This window comes from Arthrobacter sp. P1_H7, from assembly GCF_056405215.1.
Genome location: NZ_JBFUCO010000011.1, coordinates 133,611 through 155,155, shown reverse-complemented (window position 1 = coordinate 155,155; position 21,545 = coordinate 133,611). Strand labels below are relative to the sequence as shown.

The following is a 21,545-nucleotide window of genomic DNA, read 5'->3' as shown; positions in this document are numbered from 1 at the left end:
AGGGTGCTTTCGTCCCAGTGGGAGATCGTTCCCCCCGACTACGGACTGTCCATTGAGAGTAGGCGGCCGGACAACGCCAGTCACGGGGCAGAACGTCAGGAGTTCGCCTTTTCTTTGTACGATTCGCCAAAACGTCGCTCGCCGGAACCGGGCAGGGAGAATCCCTGGTCGTCTGGGAGATCGGCCGAAGGGTCCAACGATTGGCCCGGGGCGCCGAGGCTGCTATTCCTTGCGCGGTGCCTCGTTGCGCGGTGCCTGGGTCCGGCCCCTGAGGGCCAACCAGAGCTGGGCTGCGACGTCGGGATCATCGAGGTCTACCCCGAGGAGTTCCCTGGCCTGGGCAATCCTGTAGCGCACCGAGTTCCGGTGCACCCCGAGTTCGCGCCCGGCGGCCTCCCATTGCCCGCGGTGGGCCAAGTACGCGCGCACGGTCTCGAAAAGGTGGCCCGGGTGCGCGACCAGCTCGTCCACCCATTTGTCGGCCGGAAGATCGAGTCCGTGGCCGACGCGGATGAGCTGTCCGGGAGGGGCCGACTTGGCAACCTCGGCGGCTTGGGCCGCGATTTCGTGCAGGCGCCGAAGCGGCATCGGGCCGCCCCACGCTCCGCGGGCACCCTTTGGCAGCTGCGGGTAGGGGCTCGATGCTGCCTGGAGCACGAACAGAACACCGGACCGTTCCAGCACGAGTCCGGCCGGAAGCGGCTGCGCCGCCATCTGCTCAGCGTCCGGGAGCACTGCGACAAACGCCGTCTCGGGCAGTGGTTCGGAGCCCATCTGCGTCGCAAGGAGGCGCGCGGCGTCATCATGGCCCTCCAGGACGAGCGCCGCCAGCATCCCTTCGGCGCGGCGCCGTTCAGCCGCCGCGCGGCGCTGTCCTGCCGCCCGCGCCGCAAGGAGCGTGGACGCGGTCAGGAACAGGTGCCGTTCTGCAGCCGCAAGTTGCCCGCTTCGGCCCAACGCAAGGTAGCCGGACATCGCCGGGCCGTCCGATACCGGATAGAGGGAAGCCGTGCCGGATGCCAGTTGGATATTGCCGGTCGCGCCGCGGCGCGCGGTCCGCAGCCGGGCAGCCTCGCGGGCCAGTTCCGCCAGCAGTCCGGCTGGCAGTTCTCCGCCGCTGGCAGCAGACGACGGCGGTCCCTCCCCTTCGGGAAGGTAGGCAACCCAGGTGCCGAGGGCGCGGGAAAGTTCACGCACGATCTCGGGCTCGGCGTCCTCGTCGGCGGCGGCACGGGTGAGCGCCACCTGAAGTCCCAGCAGGGCGGTGAGTTCGGCCTCGCCACCTTGCCTGACCAGCTCCCAGTAGGCCCGCGACACGGCCAGGAAGGGGGATTCCCGGGGAACTGTCAGAAGGGGAAGGCCCGATTCCACGCACGCCGCCCGCAGCTCGTCGGGCACCATGGCGTGGCCCGAACCCAGGCCCAGTCCCAGGGCAGCAACGCCGCCGTCGACGAGCCGCCGTACGTAATTTCGGGCCGCGTCCGCCCGTGCGTCACCGTTGAGGCCGCCGAGCTGCAACCCCACGGTCAGGAGCAGTTCGCCGCCGTAGAGGAACACCGTCGGATCCTCCAGCTCGGACACATGTACGCCCGTGAGCTCAACGCGGGGGAGCGGGATCGGCCAGAAGGGCACCAGGTCAGGCTTGGCAGCCTCGACGAGCCGCGCGAGGGTGATCATGCATAGATCATAGGGCACGCGCCTTTGTGCAATCCGGCTTCTCGTCTCCTCAATTGGGATGGATCATCCAAAGACAATGGGTTGCGCCGTCCCTATCGTGGATTCAAACACACGAGGAGGACCCATGACCGCCACCCGAGAAATCGCCCCCGCCCGGGCCGATGATCCGGCCAGCGTCGCAGCCACGGCCCGACGCCTGCTCACCGAGCTCCCCGGCCCGCGTTCCCGGGACCTGGAAGCGGAACGCCGCCGGCAGGTCACGGACGCGTTCGGCATCACCATGCCCGTGTTCATCGACCACGCGCTGAATGCGCTTCTCGTGGACGTTGACGGCAATCACCTGATCGACTTCGCCTCCGGCATCGCCGTGACGAGCGTCGGCGCGGCCAACCCGCGGGTGGCCAGGCGCGCCGCCGCCCAGCTCGAGCGTTTCACCCACACCTGCTTCATGGTCACCGAATATGCGTCCTTCGTGGACGTTTGCCGGTGGCTCAACGAGCACACGCCCGGCGACTTCGAGAAGCGGACCGCCCTGTTCACTACCGGCGCGGAGGCGGTCGAAAACGCGGTCAAGATCGCCCGCGCCGCAACCCGGCGTTCGAACATCCTCGTCTTCGATGACGCCTATCACGGCCGCACCCAGCTCACGATGGCCATGACGGCTAAGGAAAACCCGTACAGGCTCAACTTCGGTCCGCTCCCGGGTTCCGTCTTCCGGGGCCCGACGGCGCCCGCGCACGCCACCCCTGATGGACCCGGCGAAGCCCTCACGCAGGTCGAGGCGCTTCTTGCCGAGCACGGGCAGGAAACTTTCGCAGCGATGGTCATCGAACCGATCCAGGGCGAGGGCGGCTTCATCGTCCACGCCCCCGGCTTCCTCGCCGGGCTCCGGGAGATCGCGACGCGCCACGGAATCGTCCTGGTCATCGACGAGATCCAGACCGGCATGGGCCGCACCGGGAAGCTGTTTGCTTCCGAGCACGAGGGCATCGCCGGGGACATCACCCTGACCGCGAAGGCCCTCGGTGCAGGCCTGCCGCTTTCGGCCGCTACCGGGCGCGCCGAGCTCATGAACGCCGTTCACACCGGCGGTCTCGGCGGCACCTACGCCGGCAATCCGGTGGCCTGCGAGGCCGCCCTGGCGGTATTTGAAATCCTCGGCGAGGGCACCCTGCTGGAGAATGCTGGTCGCATCGAGGCCGCAGTTCGTCGGCGCTTGGAGCCCCTGGTGGCACTGGAGGGCGTCGCCGACGTGCGCGGCCGCGGCGCCATGATGGCAATCGAGTTCCGCGACGGCTCAGGACCCCGCGGGGACCTGGCCGCCGCCGCCGCCAAGGCAGCCAACGCCCACGGCGTCATCACCCTCACCTGCGGGACAAACGGAAATGTGATCCGCCTGCTTCCACCGCTTGGGATCGAGGCCGACGTCCTCGATGAGGGCCTGGCCGTGCTGGAGGCATCCATTCGCTCGGTGCTGTCATGAGTGTTCCTGCAATGTGGCCCGACCGAGGCCGGCCATGAGGTCCGAGGCCCCGCCCAGCGCGCCCCTCGAGGGAATCCTCGTCGCGGACTTTTCCCGCGTGCTCGCCGGGCCGCTGGCGACCATGACTCTGGCCGATCTCGGGGCCCGTGTCATCAAAGTCGAACGCCCGGGAACCGGGGATGACACCCGCCAGTGGTCTCCGCCGTCCTCGCCAACGGGGGCAACCTACTTCGAGGGCGTCAATCGGAACAAGGAATCGATCACTCTGGACCTGACCGACCCCGATGACCTCGAGCTGGCCCGGGAACTCGCGCGCCGCGCAGACGTTCTTGTCGAGAACTTCAAGCCCGGCGGGCTCGACAAACTCGGGCTCGGCTATGAGTCGCTCACGGACGAGAACCCGGGACTCGTGTACGCGTCGATCTCGGGCTTCGGCTCCACCGACGGCCGGGATCTTCCCGGGTACGACTTCATCGTCCAGGCGCTCGGCGGCCTCATGAGCATTACAGGCGACCCGGAGGGCGACCCCTACAAAGTGGGGGTCGCGCTGGTCGATGTCCTGACGGCGAAGGACGCGACGATCGGCATCCTCGCGGCCCTTTCCGAGCGTGCTTACACAGGACGGGGCCGCAGGATCGAGGTCAACCTGCTCTCCAGCCTCCAGGGCGCCCTGGCCAATCAGGGACAAGCGTATTTGGGGGCCGGCGTCGTGCCTCAACGAATGGGCAACGATCATCCCTCCATCGTCCCCTACCAGCTCCTGGCCACGGCCGACACCCCCCTGGCCGTAGCTGTGGGCAACGACGCGCAGTTCGCGCGGCTCTGCAAAGCCATCGGCGTGCCGGAGCTTGCAGCGGACCCGCGCTTCGTGACCAACTCGCTCCGCGTCCGGCACCGCCGCGAGCTCATTCCGCTGCTTGAGTCCGGGCTCGCCGGTGCACGGGCGGAGGCATGGCAGGACACCCTGGTCGCGGCGGGCGTGCCAGCCGGGCGCGTAGCCAGCATCGGGGAAGGAATTGCCTTCGCGGAGTCATTGGGTCTGGCGCCGACCATCGAAGTGCACGACGGCGGCGGTTCAGTCATCGGACGCCAGATCCGCCACCCCATCACCTGGACGCCGGCGCTGCCGCCGCGGACCCAGGCGCCGCCCGCGCTCGGGGAGCACACCGAAGACGTACTGGACTGGCTGCGGCACCCGAAAAGCACGACCACCCTCTGCACCCCTCAAAGCCCCGCCCATGCCCCCGGTCACTCAGGCCCAGGAAGGACCACCCCATGACTCTTGCCCCCAGTTCCGCCGACCTCGAGGCAGCCGCTGCCGTGGACCCCTCGGACCTCATCTCCTTCGACACCCTCCTCAGCGCCGAAGAGCTCGCCCTCCGTGACCGGATCCGGACGTACGTCCGGCAGGAAATCAAACCGAACATCGCCAAATGGTACGACGAGGCCCGGTTCCCGCTCGAAATCGTGCCCGACCTCGCCGAACTGGGCCTGCTCGGAATGCACCTGAAAGGGTTCGGCTGCGCCGGCGGCACGGCCGTCGGCTACGGGATCGCCGCCGCCGAACTCGAGGCCGGCGACTCCGGCATCCGCACCTTCGTCTCCGTCCAGGGTTCCCTCGCGATGTCCGCCATCGCCAAGCATGGTTCCGAGGAGCAAAAACTGGAGTGGCTGCCACAAATGGCCGCCGGCAGGGCGATCGGCTGTTTCGGGCTCACTGAGCCAACCGCCGGCTCCGACCCATCATCCATGACCACGTTCGCCCGCCGCGACGGCGGAGACTGGGTCCTGAACGGCACCAAGCGCTGGATCGGGCTGGCGAACGTGGCGCAGGTGGCCGTGATTTGGGCCCAGACCGACGACGGCGTGCGTGGCTTCGTCGTCCCGACGGAAACCCCGGGTTTCACGGCTACGCCGATCCAGCAGAAACTCTCGATGCGCGCCTCGATCCAGTGCGAGATCACGCTGAACGACGTGCGCCTCCCCGCCGGGGCAGTCCTGCCCAACGTCACCGGTCTCCGGGGCCCGTTCGCGTGCCTCAACGAGGCGCGCTACGGCATTGCCTGGGGCACGATGGGTGCGGCACGCGATGCCTTCGAGGACGCCCTGACGTACTCCATGGGTCGCCTTCAGTTCGGCCGCCCGCTCGCGGGGTACCAGCTCACCCAGCAGAAGCTCGTGAACATGGCTTTGGAGATCAACAAGGGATTTCTCCTGGCCCTGCACCTGGGCCGCCTCAAGGACGCGGGCAAACTGCAGCCCCACCAGATCAGCGTGGGCAAGCTCAACAACTGCCGCGAGGCGATCGAGATCTGCCGCGAAGCCCGTACGATCCTGGGCGGCAACGGGATCACTCTCGAACACTCGCCCCTGCGCCACGCCAACAACCTCGAATCGGTGCGCACCTACGAAGGCACCGACGAAGTCCATACCCTCATTCTCGGACAGAAGCTCACAGGCACAGGGGCCTTCCGCTGAACGCAGCGGCCGTCACGCCCCGCTGTGACGCGCACGGTCTCCTACGGCCGGAAACAGGACCAGATGTCACAACCTCTTTCACATACTGCTGACCCTTAGCCGGTAACGGCCGGTTCCCCGGCCACGCCAAAAAGGATCGAATCCTTTGGCGTCGTCGGGGCCGGGCGGCGACCCGGTCGCCGTGGACCGTTCTCTTGCACCGTGGGTCCTGCCCATGACACCCCTAAGCCTCATCGGCTACATCGGCCCCTCGGTACAGCGGCATATCTGTGACAACCTGCGCCGTGCCTACCCAGACCGTTTCGGCCGATCGGTCTCGTTGGACGCCCGTCGTCGACGCCGGACTGCCCGGCTTCTTCGATCAAAATGGCGAGGTGCAGCCGGCGGCAAGCGTTTTGCCTTCGGAGCGGCACGGCATCCGTATCCCTGCCCGGCAGGACGGCCAGAATGGCCCCCACCGCACGACTCGCCGGGCATTGGCGCTATGACAGATGAAGAGGCACCTGCGGTCGGATGGGATTCTCCTGCGGGCGTTCGTTTGGCATACCGTCTGGCCTCAGGGCATCGGAAATACGGTGAAGGCATCCTTCGACTGTTTTACGCCCCAGACGAAGACAGATCCGTCATCCCTTCGGACGGCTACTGACCGCTTGACCATCAAGATGTCTACGTCCGGGGGGAAGTCATCGGCGGTGTGCGCTGTGAACTCTGCTGCGAATCGAACTCTGCTGCGAATCGGCGATTGATGATGGGATCAAGCTCTTTCAGCTTCCGTGTCGCATAGATGGAAAACCCTAAGTAGAGCCAAAAAGAGACTGCCCCGACGATGACCAACGGCAAATCCGGAAGTTCTGCTGGCCCGAACCAGGCGACACCCCACAGGATCCAGTAGAGGAAGAAGAACACGCCCGATATGGTGCTGGCAGTCCTGTATTTCCCCGTTTCGGGGAATGCAACAGTAAAGGCGTTGCCGTTATCCAGAAAGGCGCTCCCCGATCCAGAGGTGCAAAGTGCGGTTATTCTTGCGCCCGATCATAGTCTGCCACTCTGCGTACAAGGCGGCATTCGCGCCCTTATCTGGCGATGGTCTTCGCCCGGAGGTCCAAGCAGTAGCGGGGGCAAATGCCGAACTCCACCGGACGACGTTGTCCGGTGGAGTTCGGCTGCATGAGCTGGCGATATTCCCTGCGATTGGCCTAATGCGTGATGGCAGGATCCAACTCTTCCTCGGTTGGCTCAATAGTCTCTGCGGCGCTGATCAGACGCGGCGGCGAGATCTTATAGGCGCCGTAGTAGACGCCCGCGGCCAACGCCATGGTGATCAGGGGCGTCAGCTGTGACACGACCGGCCACATAGTTTGTTCCGTGAGGGCAATTCCGACCGCCGAAGCGAAAACCCAAGCGATTGCTCCGGGGCTGACCGCCTTGAGACTGGCTGGCCGGATATCAGGAACACGGTCCTGCTTATTCCAATTCATGCCGGTAAAGACCAGTGCGACGGCAACCCAGGCGGTGACAAAGACGCCTTGCCAGGCCAGGGCCTTGAGAAGGTAACTCAGAACATCCGTGAGCATGAGCAAGAAGGCCAGTGCCCCGCAGACGATCACCCAGACAAAGCGGGGCAGTTCGAGCCTAAATACCCGGCTGGCAAATGCCGAAAGGTTTTCTGATGCGAGGAAGTAGTTTGCCGTGTTGATGCGGGTCTGGGAAATGAGGATGACGAGCAGGCCGACAAGTCCAAGGGAAGAGATGAACGCCTGGACGACCCCGGTCTCCGAGGCTTCAATTCGCCATGCGCTCATGATGTAGATGCCAACCAGCCCGTTCAGCCCGAACGTGAATGCGTAGAAAACCCAGCCGAATGTCACTGTTCCCAGGAATTTTTCGTCCCGTTTGCGTCCCAGCCTGGCGTAGTCAAAGGTGTACATCATCATAATGTAGACGCCCATGTAGATCAGATACGACGTCAGCCAGCCCGGGAGCGCCGACGAGGCGGCTGCCTGGCCAATCCAGTCCGTCGGTACGCCCCGGATGAGGGTGGCGGCGATGACCACGGCAACCAGTCCAGCAACATAGAGCGGGAGCAGGACACCGTTGAGTTTGTCCAGCCAGTACTGCACGCCCCCCAGGGCCAGGGGAATGGCGTACAGCACCACGATGCCGTACCAAACCACCATGCTTCCACCGAAGTACTCGTGGAACGCCACGGCAATGATGGATCCTTCGAACACCGCGTAGTAAATGGCAGTGGCTGCGAAGATCAGCGATGCCAGGGCGGAACCGACCAGCCCGAACAGTGTCCGGGAGAAGAGGCTGACGGTGAGCCCTGTCCGCGCCGCATAGCGCGAGAGCACCGTGTTGATTGCACCGTACGTGACAACGGTAAGAGCCATGCCAATCAGGGTGTTGGTCACGCCGACGGCGCCTGCTGAAGCCACAGCTATGTAGATCCAGAATATCGCGGAGAAGACCGCCCACCAAGCCATCGTGAGGGACCATCTTCCGGTACGCATGCTGGCCGGCAGGACATAGTTCGAGTACGACAATTTCGCACCTTTCACATCATTGAAGAAGCTAGGGAGGGGACGCTTTGCCTTCGGTCGTTCGAGAGGAGCGGAACCCGGCACTGCCTAGGGGTTCGATCCGGGGTTCATTCCTGCCGACCTGTGCTGTTTCCTTCGCCGTGGTCACGGATCAGTCGCGATTTCCGGGCAATGAGAGGCTGGGGCCCGTCGCCGCGATCAGCGCCGGCGGGCCCGGTGTTAGTCAGAATGCGTTCAGTGCCAGTGGGACGAGGAACGCTTCTTCATGCTCTTGCGGAACTCCGCGGTGGTTTCCGGGAACAGTTCCCCGGTGCCCCAGTCCAGGATGACGCCGTGGCGGCGGATCACGTCGAGCATGTCCACCGCTCCGGCGCGGTACTTCTCCGCCACTGCGACCGGATCGGCGGTCAGCCATACGGGACGGTCGGCGCGGATCTGCTGGCGCAACAAGGTGCTGGCCGCTTCATCGATCTCGAACTGGTCGAGTTCGCGGTCGATTTCGCGGATGATGACGCCGTAGTCCTTCGCTGCCCGTTCGATCGACACGTAGTCGTCGATGACGTCTTCGAGGACTTCGTCGAAGGGCCGGTCCAGGGGATCGCCGTAGCCGCCCCCACCCGCGGACGGGCGGGTGAACGAGTCCCCGGATTGCAACGGAACGGCTGAGAAGTTGGACCCGAGGAACTTTTCCTGATCGGTGCCCTTGTTCATCCAGACCCCGTGCGGGATGGAGGGCAGGCCGCCTTCGATGCCCCAGGTAATGGAGCGGGCACGGTCGCAGCAGTAGCTCATCACGGTCTTCGTCGCGTCGACCAAGGTGCCGCCCTTTTCGATGCCGAGGCCGCCGCGGAACCTGCCCGGGCCGCCGGAGTCGGTGCCAATCTGGTGCACGGTGGTCAGGACCGGCGACAGCCGTTCCTGGCCTTCGATGGGCTGGACCGCCAGGCCTGGGCCGAAGACCGGGGCAGTGGCGCTGGCCCCGTCCTTGGAGGCTCGGCCACCCCAGCCGCCGGCCATCCAGTCGTACCACATGAAGTAGGGGTTATCGTCGGTGCGGCCGTCGCGGCCACCCACCAGGAGGTACTCGAGGTTGAACGCACAGGCCATGGCGCGCTCGGGCATGATCTGCGACCACAGCTCGAAGATCCCGTTCATCAGCTTTTCGTACGGACCGGAGCAGAAGCCGGTGACCGCAAAGGGCCAGCCGGCATTGACCACGGTGCCCTCCGGCCCGATTTCCGCATCGACGGCGGCATAGAAGCCGGAGTTCAACGGAACGTCGGGGAAGAACGTCTTGGTGCCGGCGTAGATGGCCGAGTAGGTGGTGCCGTAACCGGAGTTAAGGAAGGTTTCGACGGCGGGCGCGGAACCGGTCAGGTCATAGTGGATGCCCTTGCCGTCCAGCGTCAGCTTGATCTTGATGGGCACCAGGCCCTCGCCCTTGCCGGGATCGAAGTCGATGTAATCGGTGGTCTCCCACACTCCCTCCGGCAGGGATTCCAGGCGGCGCAGGACGATCCGTTCCACGTAGTCCTGGGTTTCCTGCATCGCGGCGACAACCGTCGACTTGGAGTACTTTTCCACCAGGCGAAGGACTTCACGCTCGCACACCGCGGTAGCCTCCGACTGGGCCTGGAGGTCACCCATCGCCTGGCGCGGTGCCCGGGTGTTGGAGACCAGGAGTTGGGCGACGTCGTGAAGGAAGACACCCTTGCTCCAGATCCGCACGGGAGTGATCCGCAGGCCTTCGCCGAAGTGCTCCTTGGCGTTGACATCGAATGAACCCGGAACGTTCCCGCCGATGTCGGCCCAGTGGCCCTTGTTCTGGGCGAAGGCGATCACCTCGCCGTCGGAGAAGATCGGCCGGATGAAGCTGACGTCATTGAAGTGCGTGCCGCCCCGGTAGGGGTCGTTGATGGCGAACACGTCGCCGTCATGGATGTCGTCCTTGAATTCGTCAATGACAGCCTTGCACTGGAAGTGCAGGGTACCGACGTGGACGGCAATATCGCCGCTGCCCTGCATGACGGTGTTTCCGTTGGCATCACACAGGGCGGAAGAGAAGTCGCGTGAGTAGATGACGAAGGAGTAGCAAGTCCGGAGAATCTGCTCGCTCATCAGGTCGACGCTGGTGACGAAGGCGTTTTTCAGCACCTCGAACGTCACGGGGTCTAGGCCTGATGCCAGCCGGGCATCGGAGTGCGCGACATGGAGATCTGGCATGGTGATCACGTCGGTCATGGTTAGGCTTCCTGCTCGTCTTTGAACTCTGTGAGGTGGATCCGGATGTTGAGCCACTCGTCGATCTCGGCGGTGGTGCGCGGGGGCACGACGGTCGTGGAGTCAAGCTGGTCGATGATGGCGGGGCCCTCGAAGGTCGCGCCGGCGCCGAGCTTGGTGCGGTCGTAGACGGGCGTATCAACCCAGCCGTCGTTGCCGAAGTACACCGGCCGGACCGAATCGGGCTCGCCGGGCTCGGAGACCCATTCCGTCGCCGGGGCGAAGGAGGGCTTGGGTGTCTTGCCGATGGCGGACAGCTGCAGCTGGTAGATCTCCACGGGCTGGTCGTCCTGCCGGAAAGCAAACTCGCGTTCGTGCTGCTGGTGGAAGCTCTGGATGGCGTCTTCCAGAGCGCCGGCACCGGTTCCCATATTCACGGCCAGCGAACGCCATTGTCCCTGGTAGCGCATGGAGATGATCCGCTGCAGGATCGAATTCTCCTCGGACACGCCTTCGTGGCGCAGCCGGGCCGTGGCTTCCGTTTCGAGGGACCTGTACTTGCTCTCCAGGTCTTCCGGATCGGCGTCGGCGGCAACGGCCGTATACATCGCGGACAGGTCGTGCCTGATGTCCACCAGGAGGCAGCCCAGCGCGGACGTGACGCCGGGGCTGGGCGGTACGACGACGGTGGGAATGTTCAGTTCCCTGGCCACCTCTGCGCCGTGCAGGGCGCCGGCGCCGCCGAAGGCGATCAGCGCGAAGTCACGGGGATCGTAACCGCGGCGGATAGAGATCAGGCGAACGGCGTCGGCCATGTTGGCGTTCGCGACCTGGAGGATGGCGTGGGCCGCCTCCGCTTCGTTCATGTCCAGCGGTTCAGCGATGACACGCTTGATTGCGGCCTGGGAGAGTCCGCGGTCCAGCGTCTTCGCGCCGCCGGCCAGGGTGGATCCGAGCCTGTTCAGGACAACGTTGGCGTCGCAGTTGGTCGGCTCTTCGCCGCCCATGTCGTAGCAGGCGGGTCCCGGATCGGCACCCGCGGACTGCGGGCCGTTGCGAAGCGAACCGGCAATGTCAATATGCGCAATCGAGCCGCCGCCGGCGCCGATGGTGAGGACCTCGATACTGGGGAAGACGATGGGGTGGCCGTATTCCACCTGCCATTCCTTGGTGATGCGGAGCTCACCGTCGGAGACCAGGGCAATGTCCGTAGACGTGCCGCCCATGTCCAGGCTCACGGCGTTTTCGAAGCCACACTGCTGGGCGATGTGCTTCGCAGCGATGGCTCCGGCCGCGATGCCGGATGCCGCGAGGCGCACCGGGTACCGCTTGACCATGCGGGGTGTCATGGAACCGCCGCCGGAGTGCAGGAGCAGCAGGTCGCCGTCGTAGCCACCGCTTTTGAGCTCATCGGCGAGGCGGCTGACGTAGCCGGACACCAGGGGGCCCAGCACGGCGTTGGAGACGGCGGTGTTGAAGCGGTCGTGCTCGAAGATTTCGGGCAGGATCTCGGACGAGGTGGAAACTGTTGCCTCCGGAAGCTCCTCTTCCAGGATTTTGCGCATCTGGATTTCGTGCTCGGCGTTGGCGTAGGAGTTGATGAAGCAGACGGCGATGGTGGTGACGCCGCGCTTGCGGAGCACCGCGGCCAGGCGGCGGGCTTCCCCTTCGTCCAGGGGAGTGACGATGCTGCCGGCGTAGTCAGTACGCTCGGTCACCTCGAACCTGTCCCGTCGGCGGATGTAGGGGCCGCTTACGTCGTTGTAGGCGTCCCAAAGGTCGTCCTTCGTACCGTCCCGGATCTCGATGACGTCCCTGAACCCCTTGGTCGTGACCATGGCTGCGGGGGGAAAGTTGCGGGTGATGAGGGCGTTCGTTGCCACCGTGGTGCCGTGGGAGAAGAGCGACACGTCCTCGAGGTTGATCTCGGCGCGTTCCACGCCGCTCAATATCGCCAACATGGGGTCAGCAGGTGTCGACGGGACCTTTGTGACACGCATGCGATGGGTTTCTTCGTCGAAAATACAAACGTCAGTAAACGTACCCCCGACGTCGACGGCGACTCTAAGGTTGGACATCTAAGTTCCTCCAGGATGCTGATTGGGTACCAACAACTTTCCCTGTGACGTGGGTCTCTGTCACTGGAGGAACTAAAATTATGGAGCAGGGACCTTTGTCAGATTTACAATCGGTCGTCCGCCAAGGCCTCCCTTCCCCTGCAGCCAGGAGGAACAATGCCCGACAGGACCCCGGTCACTCTTCACGACGTGGTAGCCGAAGCGCCGTTGGGCCTGACCCCTCTCGTTCCGGGCAACCCGGCTGCCATCGTATTGGGAGCCCACACAAGTGACATCCACAATCCGGCTGCGTGGCTCGAGCCGAACACCGTCCTGCTGACCACCGGGCTGAGGTTTGTCAACGCCGAACGGGATGAACTGCTGCCCGTGAAACTCGTCGAAGATCTGCGGAAAGCGCGCGTGGCGGCCCTTTTCTTCGGTGTTGGAGTCTACTTTGACCAAGTGCCCGCCAAGCTGGTCGCGGCCTGCAAACAAGCCGGATTCCCGCTGTATACCGTGGCGCACGATGTTCCCTTCCACCGCATAGAGAACTTCATCAACCAGTCGCAGGCATCTCCTGATGCGTACGTGCAGAAGCGGGCACTCTGGATAAGCAACGACCTGCTGCAGAGTATTTCCGCTGAGAACCCCGTCCACGCGCTCATCGTCAGACTCGCCATGGCATGCCGGGGTACAGCGGTGCTTTACGAAAATTCCGGACGAATCGTCGAAGCCTCCGGGGGAGGCCCGACCCACCTGATCTGGAAAGAGTTGCGTGAGGGCAACAACGCGTCCGGGACCATCGTGATAGGGCAGTGGGGGGTCATGGCGCGGCCGCTGGTGCTGCGCGGCGAGGGCTTCACCCTGGCCGTGGCCAGCAGGAACCACCGCGTGCTGAAGGATCTCGGAGACGTCCTGCTCGAAACGGCGCAGCGGCTCCTGGCCGCAGTTAATGGGATCGCCCAGTTTTCGGATTCAAGAGAACGGCACGAAAACACGCTGTTGCTGACCATGCTGCAAGACGGTGTGCCCATGGCCCGCGAGTTCAGGCACTGGGAGCGGATGCGCGCCTTCCGGTTCACGCCGTACGAGCCCCTGCGTGCCGTGGTCGCGGCAAGTCCGGCCGAGGAGCCGGTGGACCCGTCCTTTTCCGAACTCCTTTTGCGAGGGGCCGAAGCCAGTGGTCTGGGGCTCTTGCTGGCAGAGAACGGGCGAACGCCCGAAAGCCCGCCGGGCTTCCATGCGGTGGTTTCGAACTCGTCGGCTCTGGATGCCTGGCTGGAGCTGACGGCCGGGTCTGTTTTCGTCGGCCTGTCTGAACCCTATTCCGATCTTGCAAGGACGCCCGAGGCTTTCCGGGAAGCAGAGGCAGCAGCCGGAATTGCCCGCCGGCAAATCCAGGCCGCAGCGGCCACCGCCTCCGGAACGTATCGGGGCATCGTCCGCCTGGATGAGGTGGACCCCGCCACATGGCTCCTGGCACGTCGGCAGTCTGCGCCGGACAAGGACAAGCTCAACAGGTTTGTTGAGGCCCTAAACGTCGACAGCGACCTGAAGGAGACGGTCATCTGCTACCTGGTGAATGACCTGGATGTCGCGAAGGTTGCCAGTGTGTTGTTTGTGCACCCGAACACTGTCCGCTACCGCTTGAAGAAGGTTGAAAGCTTGGTAGGCGGGTCACTGTCGAGCGCACGCATAATTGCCAACCTCTATCTGGCTTTTCACGACGACATAGTTGCCTTGAGCCAGGCCAGGGACGAATCGCGAGAGTCCTAGAACGAGGCCGCCGGTTCCTCCCATAGCGGCGAGGATCACCTGTTTGCCGGGGACGATTCAGCCGTCCCTGCCGTTGGTAACAGTAAGGGAAAGCCGCCGGATTGCGTCGCGGGCCCGAACACCGCCACTACCAGGAGGAGCCGGATTGCTGATTGTCTTGACGGGAATTGACGGGTCGGGAAAAACAACCGCCGCACAGGCAACGGTTGCAGCCGCACACCGGGCAGGAAAGAAGGCGCTCCTGCTCCGGAACTACGCCGGCCGGCGCCGGATGTCGCTGCTGGGCGCACAGTTCGGCATACAGCTTCATCCGCGGCTGGCGGATGCCGTAGAAACAGCCATCCGCACCGCGAACGTGGTGGTTTCCCACGCCAGGGCGCACAGGCATCCGGGCCTGGTCATCATGGACCGCCACCTGCACTGCCAGCTGGCGCTGCGCCAGGCGAGGGGCCTTCCCCGGGGCCGGCTTCTGCCCTTCCTCCTGACGAAGTTTCCCCAACCTGATGTGGTGCTCCACCTCGTGATCGACCCGGAACAGGCGCATCGAAGAGTCTTGGCACGCGGCACGGACACGGAAACGCTCGAAGAGCTCACCTCGTTGCGGGCCGCCTACCGATCGCTGCCCGAATACGCGCACTTCACCGAACTGGCTGCGTCGGGGACCCCGGAGGAAGTGTTCTCCGAACTGGCGCTCGCCATCGCCGATGCCGGCAGGCGGCAACGCTAGGGTGCTGACCGCCGCCGGCCCATCCGTGGCCGGGCCCGCATCGAATTACCGGCATGAGCAAGTCGGAGAAGAAGAACCTGCGGTATTGCGACTACTACTGCTTCATGTCGCTGAAGGACTTCGCGGCCTGGGTCGACGCCGACGACGACCGGGAACCCGCCATGTCCTACGCCGCGCCCCCTACCAGGTAAGTTCCTGGGCCTCAAGGGCCCACTAGCCTATGGCGACGTCGTCGAAGTTGAACCGGACGGCAGTTGGCCCGCTCTTGGACGAGAGCGACGCAGTAATCCCGGGCACGCCTGCCAGCTGCAGGGCTGCGGTACTGTCGCTCGCCGTCACCTGGGGTGAGGGTTCGGACGAACCGGACTGCCAGACAGTGAAGCTAAGGATTGTGGGGCTGGTGCCGCCCGCCCTTAGCCGGAGTGCGAGGGTTGATCCCGGTGCGCCGGACAAGCCTGGGACTACGACCTCCTGCCCTATGACCGTCTCGGGTAGCGAACCGTTCATCCGGTAGATAATTGCGCTCACCGCGCCGTTTGCCTGCACTCTGGCAGTCCCGCGGTACTCGACCGTTGGGGCGACGCGGCGCGCCACAAGGCTGGCATAGGCTCCGCTTCCGCCCGGTGCGGTATCCAATCGCACCGACGCCGTGGTGTCGGTGTCCATCTTGCTGACGCTGTTGAGGAACACTTGACGGCTCTGGCCGGCAGAGAGGGCCAGTACGCCGCGCTGGCCGTCCACGCTTAGCACCGTATTCGTTGGGGTCCAGGTGCCGCCGAGATCCGCGGTGCCCCAGCCGCCGGTGACGGATCGGGTGAAAGTGTCTCGGGCGACAGTCGCCGCTGCGGACACGGTGATCCGTACGGTGGCGGTTGCCGTCGATCCGGCCGTGTCCGTGACCGTGTAAGTGAATGTGTCCGGTCCGGAGAACCCGGCCGTCGGCGTGTAGGTGTATCCGCCCGAGGCCGTCATGCTTACCGAACCGTGCTGCGGCTGTGACCAGGCCGAGACAACCAGCCCGCTGTTTCCGTCATTGGACAGCACCCCCGGTGCCGGCACCGAAAGCGCCGTTTCGAAAGCCGTGAACCCGGCGTCATCGACCGCCGAGACCGTCGGTGCGGGGGGATCGGGGACGAAGACCACGTCTACCCAGTAATTGCTGGCCGCATACGTGTGGCTGGGGAAGGATCCTGCCGCGGTCGCGTAGACGCCGTTCGCCGCCCCCGCTACGCTGGCCAGCCCCCGGATCGGCGAAGAGCCCGCCGCTGTTGTGAAGAAGTTCACGTCCTGAGCGAAGCGACCGGCGGGTGCCGAGTACGAAGCAATGTACTGCGTCGCGGCCTGCACGTGGACGCCGCCTGGGATCTCGACCTGCTGCCAGCCAGACGCAGTCTCGTTTTGTGTGCTGCCCGAACCGAGTAACTGACCACCGCTGGACCAGAGGCGAACCGGGTGAGGCCCCGTGTTCACAGCGGCCTTGTAGAACCGGATAGCAGTGATGACGCCGGGTACATCGGCCGCAAACCGCATCCCCAATTCGCTCGGACCGGTGGCCGCACTTGCCGCGAGACTCGGGGCTTGGAGCGGCGTGAAGACACTGCAGGGACATTGTCGCGGGCTCGAGTCATGCGGCCCGTTCGGATCGGGCACGACAGAAACGTAGCTACGCAGTTGTGCGTTGTAGGTAGTGGCCCGGCTCAGCAGTCCGGGGCAGAGGTTCCGGGATTTCAAACCGTCCAGAATCGTGGGGAGAGCCTCAGCCGTGTACGGCGCCCAGTCGTGGAGTACGACGACACTGCCGGGCCGGACTGCCGTAAGGACCGGATCAGAAACCCCGGATGTGCTGGTCGCCGCCGTATCACCCTTGTTGACGTCCCAGATCACCTGTCGGAGGCCCAGGGATTCGCCCGCAGCTTCGACGTTGGCGTTGGTGTAGCCGTATGGGGGCCTGAAGAACGTTGGGCGCGCTGCGCCGGCGGCGGTGATCGCATCGTTGTCGCGGGACAGTTGCAGCTGAACGTCGCTGGTGCTCAGCGTGGTCAGATCCGGGTGGTCCCAGCTGTGGTTGGCTACCGTGTGACCTTCCGATGCTTCCCTCAGGACGAGATCGGGTCGCGTGGGCTGGTTGGGATCGGCCACCCGTTCGCCCAGGATGAAGAACGTGGCATGCACCCCATAATCGCGCAGGGTGTCGAGGATCCAACCGGTGCGGTCCTCATTGAACACACTGGGCCCGTCGTCGAAGGTTATGCTCACGAAGCCTGACGAGCAGTCCCAGCCTGTGGCGTGGGATCCACTCTCGGCTCTCAGCGCGGGCGCAGAGGGTAAAAGAATGCCCGTTACTAGCGCCGCCGCCGCAATGGCTGCCCCCCAGGGCCGCACGTTCGGCCTGCCAAGTGCCAACTTCTGATCGGTCATGTCAGCCTTCCTCTACCGTCAGAAGTCACACCCCAATGCGACCCATGTAGGGGAGGCTAGCATGCGCATTCACGAAATGGTGCGCAGCAGCTCATAAAGTTTGGACCCATGCCGCGAGAGTTCTTGCGGCGCACCTTTTGCGCGCTCGAGTGTGGGCTTCAGGCCACGGCCTTAGCGGTGGGAACCCACGGTGCGAAGTATGCCGCGGATCGAAATGCCGACGGCGCACACCAGAGGGGCCAGCGCCACGAGAACTACCACGGTGTTGGGCCGGAACGTCATGCGGCCCGAAGAGCCCTTGGCATAGACGCCCAGGGGCAAGACGAAGCCGCCGCCCCCGCCTCCACTTCCGCCGCCGCCGGGCTGGCCGTCTTCCGGGCTGCTGCCCCCGCCGAAGCCGAAGGACACCACCGCTACCGGGATGACCTCTTCTCCTGCGATGTTCACGGCGGGCCCGTAGGCCCGTGACACACCGACATTCTTGAACGTGTCCACGAGGGACGAGAAAGACTCAGACATAGGACACACCATAGGCAACAGCACCACCAAGCGCCAGAGCCAGCCGCCGCCGCTGCTCTGGGAAGGGGCGGTGTGCAGGGAAGGGGGAAGGGCCGGGCAAAGGAATCGGAACCAAGACTCTGGTTGCCGGGCGTGTAATGCCCTTAGATTTGGAACTGGCGGGGCTCAGCCCGCAGCACCGGAGACGAGGCACTGGAAATGGGGCACTGGACATGACGGTATCTACGAATGCGGCTTCACGGCTGGCCGGCGCACTGGCGATCATCCTTGGCACCGACGGGATCCCCCTGCGGCTGAAGGCCTGGGACGGCTCGGAAGCGGGCCCGGAAGACGCCCCCGTCGTCGTTTTCCGATCCCGGCGGGCGCTTCGACGGATGCTGTGGTCCCCAGGGCAGCTTGGACTGAGCCGGGCCTACGTGGCCGGCGATATCGAGGCACCCGGCGACATCTTCGCCGCCTTCGCGGCCCTCAGCGCGGCGGGAAAGTTTGCCGAGCCCGGCCCGTTCCGGCCGCCGACACCCGGCGAAGTGTTCGCGCTGGTCAAAACTGCCGTCCGGCTCGGCGCGCTGGGAACTAACCCGGCGCCGCCACCGGAGGAAGCGCGCGTGAGCCGGCACGGCCGGAGTCATTCCAAGGGGCGCGACGCCGCGGCCATCTCGCACCATTACGACGTCGGGAACGACTTTTACGCCCTCGTCCTGGGCCCTTCCATGGTCTACTCGTGCGCGGTCTTGGAGTCGGACGAGACCGGGCTTGACGCTGCCCAGACAGCCAAGCTCGATCTGGTCTGCCGCAAGTTGGGGCTCCAGCCGGGCATGCGCATGCTGGACGTGGGATGCGGCTGGGGCAGCCTCGCACTGCATGCCGCGCAACACTACGGGGCCGACGTCGTCGGGGTGACGCTCTCGGTCGAACAGGCGGCCCTGGCCCGCAAGCGGGCGGCGGACGCCGGACGCACGGACCGGGTGGACATCCGGGTGCAGGACTACCGCGACGTGGACGACGGGCCGTTCGACGCGATCAGCTCCATCGGCATGTCAGAGCATGTAGGACGCGAGCAGATCCAGCACTATTCCTCCCACCTGCAGGGCCTGCTCCGCCCGGGAGGAAGGCTGCTCAACCACGCGATCTCCTGGAATGCCGGCGCGACCCCGCCGGACCCGGACTCCTTCATTCCCCGCTATGTCTTCCCGGACGGCGAGATGCTCAGCCTTTCGGAGATGGTCGCGGCACTCGAAGCGGCGGGCCTGGAGGTCCTGGACGTTGAGGCGTTGCGGCGCCACTACGCGCTGACGCTCCGGGCCTGGGTGCGGAACCTGGAGGAGCACTGGGACGAGGCCGTGCGCTTCGCCGGGCTCGGAAGGGCCCGGGTGTGGCGGCTCTACATGGCCGCGAGCGCCCTCGGCTTCGAGGCCGGCATCACGGGCGTGAACCAGGTCCTGGTCCAGCGCCCGGGCGGCGCGGAACCCCCCTTGCGCCGTTCGGCCTGGAATTGAGGCCCGGTTCTGGCAGGTTAAGGCCGGCTGCCGAAGGCTGACCCGCGGCCCGCGCGAAGCTAGGCTGTCATCATGAGCAATACCGAAGTCGCGCCCCAGGAAATCCTCTGCGAAACGGACGGGCCCTGCGCCGGCGTCGAACTCCTGGTTCCGCGGCAGGTCCCGCTGGGCGGCCCGCGCGCGATGGATGTGCGGCGCACCCTTCCGCAGCGCCAGCGCAGCCTCATTGGGGCGTGGTGCTTCCTGGACCATTATGGCCCGGACCAGGTCGGGGATTCCGGCGGCATGAAAGTCCCACGCCACCCGCACACCGGGCTTCAAACCGTCAGCTGGCTGTTCACAGGCGAAATCGAACACCAGGATTCGGCCGGCTATCACGCAGCGGTACGGCCCGGCGAAGTGAACCTCATGACCGCCGGCCGCGGCATCAGCCACTCGGAATTTTCCACCCCGGACACAACCGTCCTGCACGGCGCGCAGCTGTGGGTGGCGCTGCCGGACACAGCACGCCACATGGCGCCCACCTTTGAGCACTACCGTCCCGAGCCGGTCAGCGGAAGCGGCTGGACCATGCGCGTCTTCCTCGGCGCGCTCTCCGGGTCCGTCTCGCCCGTCACAACCCACACACCCCTGCTGGGTGCCGAAATCCTGCTCGACGCGGGGACGGAACTGACGCTCGAAACAGATGCGTCCTTCGAACACGGCCTGCTGGTGGACTCGGGCACCCTGGCCGTGGACGGGCAGCCGGTCCCGAAGGACAACCTCGCGTACCTGCCCGTCGGCCACGGGTCCCTGACCCTGGTCGCGGGCAGCGACGGAGCCCGCGTTCTCCTGATCGGCGGAGAGCCGCTGGGCGAAAAAATCGTGATGTGGTGGAACTTCGTCGGCCGCAGCCATGAGGAGATCGTCGCGTACAGGGCCCAGTGGCAGTCCGAGATCGGCGCGGACGCCGGCACTGAGGACGCCGGCACTGAGGACGCCGCCGGTGGAGCACCTGACCTGCGGTTCGGCCCGTTTCCGCCCGGCGGGCCCGCCGCTCTCCCGGCCCCTGCCCTGCCGAATGCCCGTATCCGGCCACGCGGCTGACCTGTCCAACCCGGTAAGCCCATACCGGCCAGCCCTGCACCCATAAGCCCGATCGCCGGGCCAATCCGGCCCGCTCAAGGAGACCGTAGTGACCACGATCACCATCAGCAACAACCCGCAGCGCAGCCGTTTCGAAGTGCTCGACGCCGGCACCGTGATCGGCAAGGCCGCCTACGTGGACGACGTCGGAGCGGGCCAGCGGATTTTCTACCACACAGAGATCAACGAGGAATATGGCGACCGCGGGCTGGCCGGGGTGCTGGCCGCACACGCACTCGATGAGACTATCGCCGCGGGCCTCACGATCGTTCCGGTGTGTCCCTACATCAAGAAGTACCTCGGCAAGCACCCCGGCTACGCGGCTCATGTGGTAGCGCCAACCCCGGCGCATCTGGGGTTCCTGAGCGACTCGCTGGCTCAACGCGTCCGGCAGTAGCCGCCCCGAGACTTACGTGCGCCTCTAGACTCACGTGTGCGCGATGAACCGCTCCACCCGCCGGTCCGGGATGAGCCAGATCGCGGCGACTACCGTATAGGCAGCGATCCCCAGGAGCGGGTTCACCAGGCTGAGCCCCATCCCGGCGATGTAGAGCGCAGGCGATCCCTTGCCCTTCCAGTCCTGCCCCATGGCCTGGTCCAGCGCGCCGCCGCGTCCCTGCTGGCGGATCAGGGTTGTTTTCAGGATGTAGTAGGCAATGGCGGCGAACAGCAGGTTCAGCCCGTAGACGAGGACGGGGACCTCCGCCAGGCCCGTGTCATTCATCCACCGGGTGGTGAAGGGGATGAGGGAGAGCCAGAACAGCAAATGCAGGTTTGCCCAGAGCACCCCACCGTTGATCCGCCCGGCCAGATGCAGCATGTGGTGGTGGTTGTTCCAGTAGATCCCGACGTAGATGAAGCTCAGCAGGTAGCTGAGCAGCGTTGGAAGTTCGTGGAGCAGCGCCGGCCAGGTCGGTTCGGCGGGGACGTGAAGCTCCAGCACCATGATGGTGATCACGATCGCCAGTACGCCGTCGCTGAAGGCCTCCAGCCGGTTCTTGTTCATGGGCCGCCTTTGGTCAGGGC

General features: G+C 65.3%; 17 protein-coding genes. 9 read left to right on the top strand and 8 right to left on the bottom strand.

All coding sequences use genetic code 11. From position 1 onward, the window contains the following. Positions 1-222 precede the first annotated feature (222 nt). Positions 223-1,677, bottom strand: coding sequence for a PucR family transcriptional regulator (locus AC1DXI_RS12950; protein ID WP_476938964.1), 1,455 nt, complete (start codon positions 1,675-1,677; stop codon positions 223-225). A gap of 124 nt (positions 1,678-1,801) precedes the next feature. On the opposite strand from AC1DXI_RS12950, the gene AC1DXI_RS12945 reads away from it, so the two are divergent. From AC1DXI_RS12945 to AC1DXI_RS12935, 3 genes are read left to right on the top strand one after another with little or no spacing between them, the layout of a single operon-like run. Next, complete coding sequence (locus AC1DXI_RS12945; RefSeq protein WP_476938963.1) at positions 1,802-3,160, top strand: aminotransferase class III-fold pyridoxal phosphate-dependent enzyme; 1,359 nt, start codon at positions 1,802-1,804, stop codon at positions 3,158-3,160. 34 nt (positions 3,161-3,194) lie between these two features. Next, entirely contained in the window at positions 3,195-4,439 is a 1,245-nt protein-coding gene (locus AC1DXI_RS12940) for a CaiB/BaiF CoA transferase family protein (RefSeq protein ID WP_476938962.1), read from the top strand. Next, a complete protein-coding gene (locus AC1DXI_RS12935; protein ID WP_476938961.1) occupies positions 4,436-5,638 on the top strand; it encodes an acyl-CoA dehydrogenase family protein in 1,203 nt (400 codons plus the stop codon). Before AC1DXI_RS12940 ends, AC1DXI_RS12935 begins: the two co-directional genes overlap by 4 nt. 666 nt (positions 5,639-6,304) lie before the next feature. On the opposite strand, the gene AC1DXI_RS12930 is transcribed toward AC1DXI_RS12935, so the two are convergent. The 4 genes from AC1DXI_RS12930 to AC1DXI_RS12915 form a co-directional block, all read right to left on the bottom strand. Then, a complete protein-coding gene (locus AC1DXI_RS12930) occupies positions 6,305-6,544 on the bottom strand; it encodes a hypothetical protein (RefSeq protein ID WP_476938960.1) in 240 nt (79 codons plus the stop codon). 290 nt (positions 6,545-6,834) lie between these two features. After that, positions 6,835-8,052: a purine-cytosine permease family protein gene (locus AC1DXI_RS12925; RefSeq protein ID WP_476938959.1), complete on the bottom strand. Its 1,218-nt coding sequence runs from the start codon at positions 8,050-8,052 to the stop codon at positions 6,835-6,837. 363 nt (positions 8,053-8,415) lie between these two features. After that, a complete protein-coding gene (locus AC1DXI_RS12920; RefSeq protein WP_476938958.1) occupies positions 8,416-10,422 on the bottom strand; it encodes a hydantoinase B/oxoprolinase family protein in 2,007 nt (668 codons plus the stop codon). A gap of 2 nt (positions 10,423-10,424) precedes the next feature. Next, entirely contained in the window at positions 10,425-12,479 is a 2,055-nt protein-coding gene (locus AC1DXI_RS12915; protein WP_476938957.1) for a hydantoinase/oxoprolinase family protein, read from the bottom strand. A gap of 156 nt (positions 12,480-12,635) precedes the next feature. Here AC1DXI_RS12915 and AC1DXI_RS12910 point away from each other — a divergent pair, with 156 nt between their 5' ends. The 3 genes from AC1DXI_RS12910 (at position 12,636) to AC1DXI_RS12900 (ending at position 15,152) form a co-directional block, all read left to right on the top strand. Further along, positions 12,636-14,234, top strand: a complete 1,599-nt coding sequence (locus AC1DXI_RS12910) for a helix-turn-helix domain-containing protein (protein ID WP_476938956.1) — start codon at positions 12,636-12,638, stop codon at positions 14,232-14,234. 145 nt (positions 14,235-14,379) lie between these two features. Continuing rightward, positions 14,380-14,961, top strand: a complete 582-nt coding sequence (locus AC1DXI_RS12905; protein ID WP_018772782.1) for a dTMP kinase — start codon at positions 14,380-14,382, stop codon at positions 14,959-14,961. Between the two features lie 53 nt (positions 14,962-15,014). Then, positions 15,015-15,152 (top strand): hypothetical protein, encoded by a 138-nt coding sequence (locus tag AC1DXI_RS12900; protein WP_176803199.1) that lies wholly within the window; start codon positions 15,015-15,017, stop codon positions 15,150-15,152. 22 nt (positions 15,153-15,174) lie between these two features. Here the strand turns inward: AC1DXI_RS12900 and AC1DXI_RS12895 are convergent, their stop codons facing one another. Together AC1DXI_RS12895 and AC1DXI_RS12890 are read right to left on the bottom strand one after the other, a co-directional pair. Further along, positions 15,175-17,379, bottom strand: a complete 2,205-nt coding sequence (locus tag AC1DXI_RS12895) for a DUF4082 domain-containing protein (protein ID WP_476938955.1) — start codon at positions 17,377-17,379, stop codon at positions 15,175-15,177. Positions 17,380-17,550: 171 nt separating this feature from the next. Further along, complete coding sequence (locus AC1DXI_RS12890) at positions 17,551-17,898, bottom strand: hypothetical protein (protein WP_476938954.1); 348 nt, start codon at positions 17,896-17,898, stop codon at positions 17,551-17,553. A 212-nt stretch (positions 17,899-18,110) separates the two neighbouring features. Here AC1DXI_RS12890 and AC1DXI_RS12885 point away from each other — a divergent pair, with 212 nt between their 5' ends. From AC1DXI_RS12885 to AC1DXI_RS12875, 3 genes are all read left to right on the top strand, one after another. Then, the gene (locus tag AC1DXI_RS12885; protein WP_476938953.1) at positions 18,111-19,394 is read left to right on the top strand and encodes a class I SAM-dependent methyltransferase; all 1,284 of its coding nucleotides are present in this window, start codon (positions 18,111-18,113) and stop codon (positions 19,392-19,394) included. Positions 19,395-19,466: 72 nt separating this feature from the next. Then, entirely contained in the window at positions 19,467-20,480 is a 1,014-nt protein-coding gene (locus tag AC1DXI_RS12880) for a pirin family protein (RefSeq protein WP_476938952.1), read from the top strand. 88 nt (positions 20,481-20,568) lie between these two features. Then, positions 20,569-20,916, top strand: a complete 348-nt coding sequence (locus tag AC1DXI_RS12875) for a GNAT family N-acetyltransferase (protein ID WP_476938951.1) — start codon at positions 20,569-20,571, stop codon at positions 20,914-20,916. 30 nt (positions 20,917-20,946) lie between these two features. Here AC1DXI_RS12875 and AC1DXI_RS12870 read toward each other — a convergent pair whose 3' ends face one another. After that, a complete protein-coding gene (locus tag AC1DXI_RS12870) occupies positions 20,947-21,525 on the bottom strand; it encodes a TMEM175 family protein (RefSeq protein ID WP_476938950.1) in 579 nt (192 codons plus the stop codon). Between the last annotated feature and the right edge of the window lie 20 nt (positions 21,526-21,545).

What these genes read in the sequence shown, in the direction of transcription:
- AC1DXI_RS12910 (WP_476938956.1), top strand. Translation starts at nt 12,636, where the DNA reads ATGCCCGACAGGACCCCGGTCACTCTTCACGACGTGGTAGCCGAAGCG.
- AC1DXI_RS12935 (WP_476938961.1), top strand. Translation starts at nt 4,436, where the DNA reads ATGACTCTTGCCCCCAGTTCCGCCGACCTCGAGGCAGCCGCTGCCGTG.
- AC1DXI_RS12885 (WP_476938953.1), top strand. Translation starts at nt 18,111, where the DNA reads ATGACGGTATCTACGAATGCGGCTTCACGGCTGGCCGGCGCACTGGCG.
- AC1DXI_RS12915 (WP_476938957.1), bottom strand. Translation starts at nt 12,479, where the DNA reads ATGTCCAACCTTAGAGTCGCCGTCGACGTCGGGGGTACGTTTACTGAC.
- AC1DXI_RS12890 (WP_476938954.1), bottom strand. Translation starts at nt 17,898, where the DNA reads ATGTCTGAGTCTTTCTCGTCCCTCGTGGACACGTTCAAGAATGTCGGT.
- AC1DXI_RS12950 (WP_476938964.1), bottom strand. Translation starts at nt 1,677, where the DNA reads ATGATCACCCTCGCGCGGCTCGTCGAGGCTGCCAAGCCTGACCTGGTG.
- AC1DXI_RS12895 (WP_476938955.1), bottom strand. Translation starts at nt 17,379, where the DNA reads ATGACCGATCAGAAGTTGGCACTTGGCAGGCCGAACGTGCGGCCCTGG.
- AC1DXI_RS12900 (WP_176803199.1), top strand. Translation starts at nt 15,015, where the DNA reads ATGAGCAAGTCGGAGAAGAAGAACCTGCGGTATTGCGACTACTACTGC.
- AC1DXI_RS12870 (WP_476938950.1), bottom strand. Translation starts at nt 21,525, where the DNA reads ATGAACAAGAACCGGCTGGAGGCCTTCAGCGACGGCGTACTGGCGATC.
- AC1DXI_RS12945 (WP_476938963.1), top strand. Translation starts at nt 1,802, where the DNA reads ATGACCGCCACCCGAGAAATCGCCCCCGCCCGGGCCGATGATCCGGCC.
- AC1DXI_RS12940 (WP_476938962.1), top strand. Translation starts at nt 3,195, where the DNA reads ATGAGGTCCGAGGCCCCGCCCAGCGCGCCCCTCGAGGGAATCCTCGTC.
- AC1DXI_RS12920 (WP_476938958.1), bottom strand. Translation starts at nt 10,422, where the DNA reads ATGACCGACGTGATCACCATGCCAGATCTCCATGTCGCGCACTCCGAT.
- AC1DXI_RS12880 (WP_476938952.1), top strand. Translation starts at nt 19,467, where the DNA reads ATGAGCAATACCGAAGTCGCGCCCCAGGAAATCCTCTGCGAAACGGAC.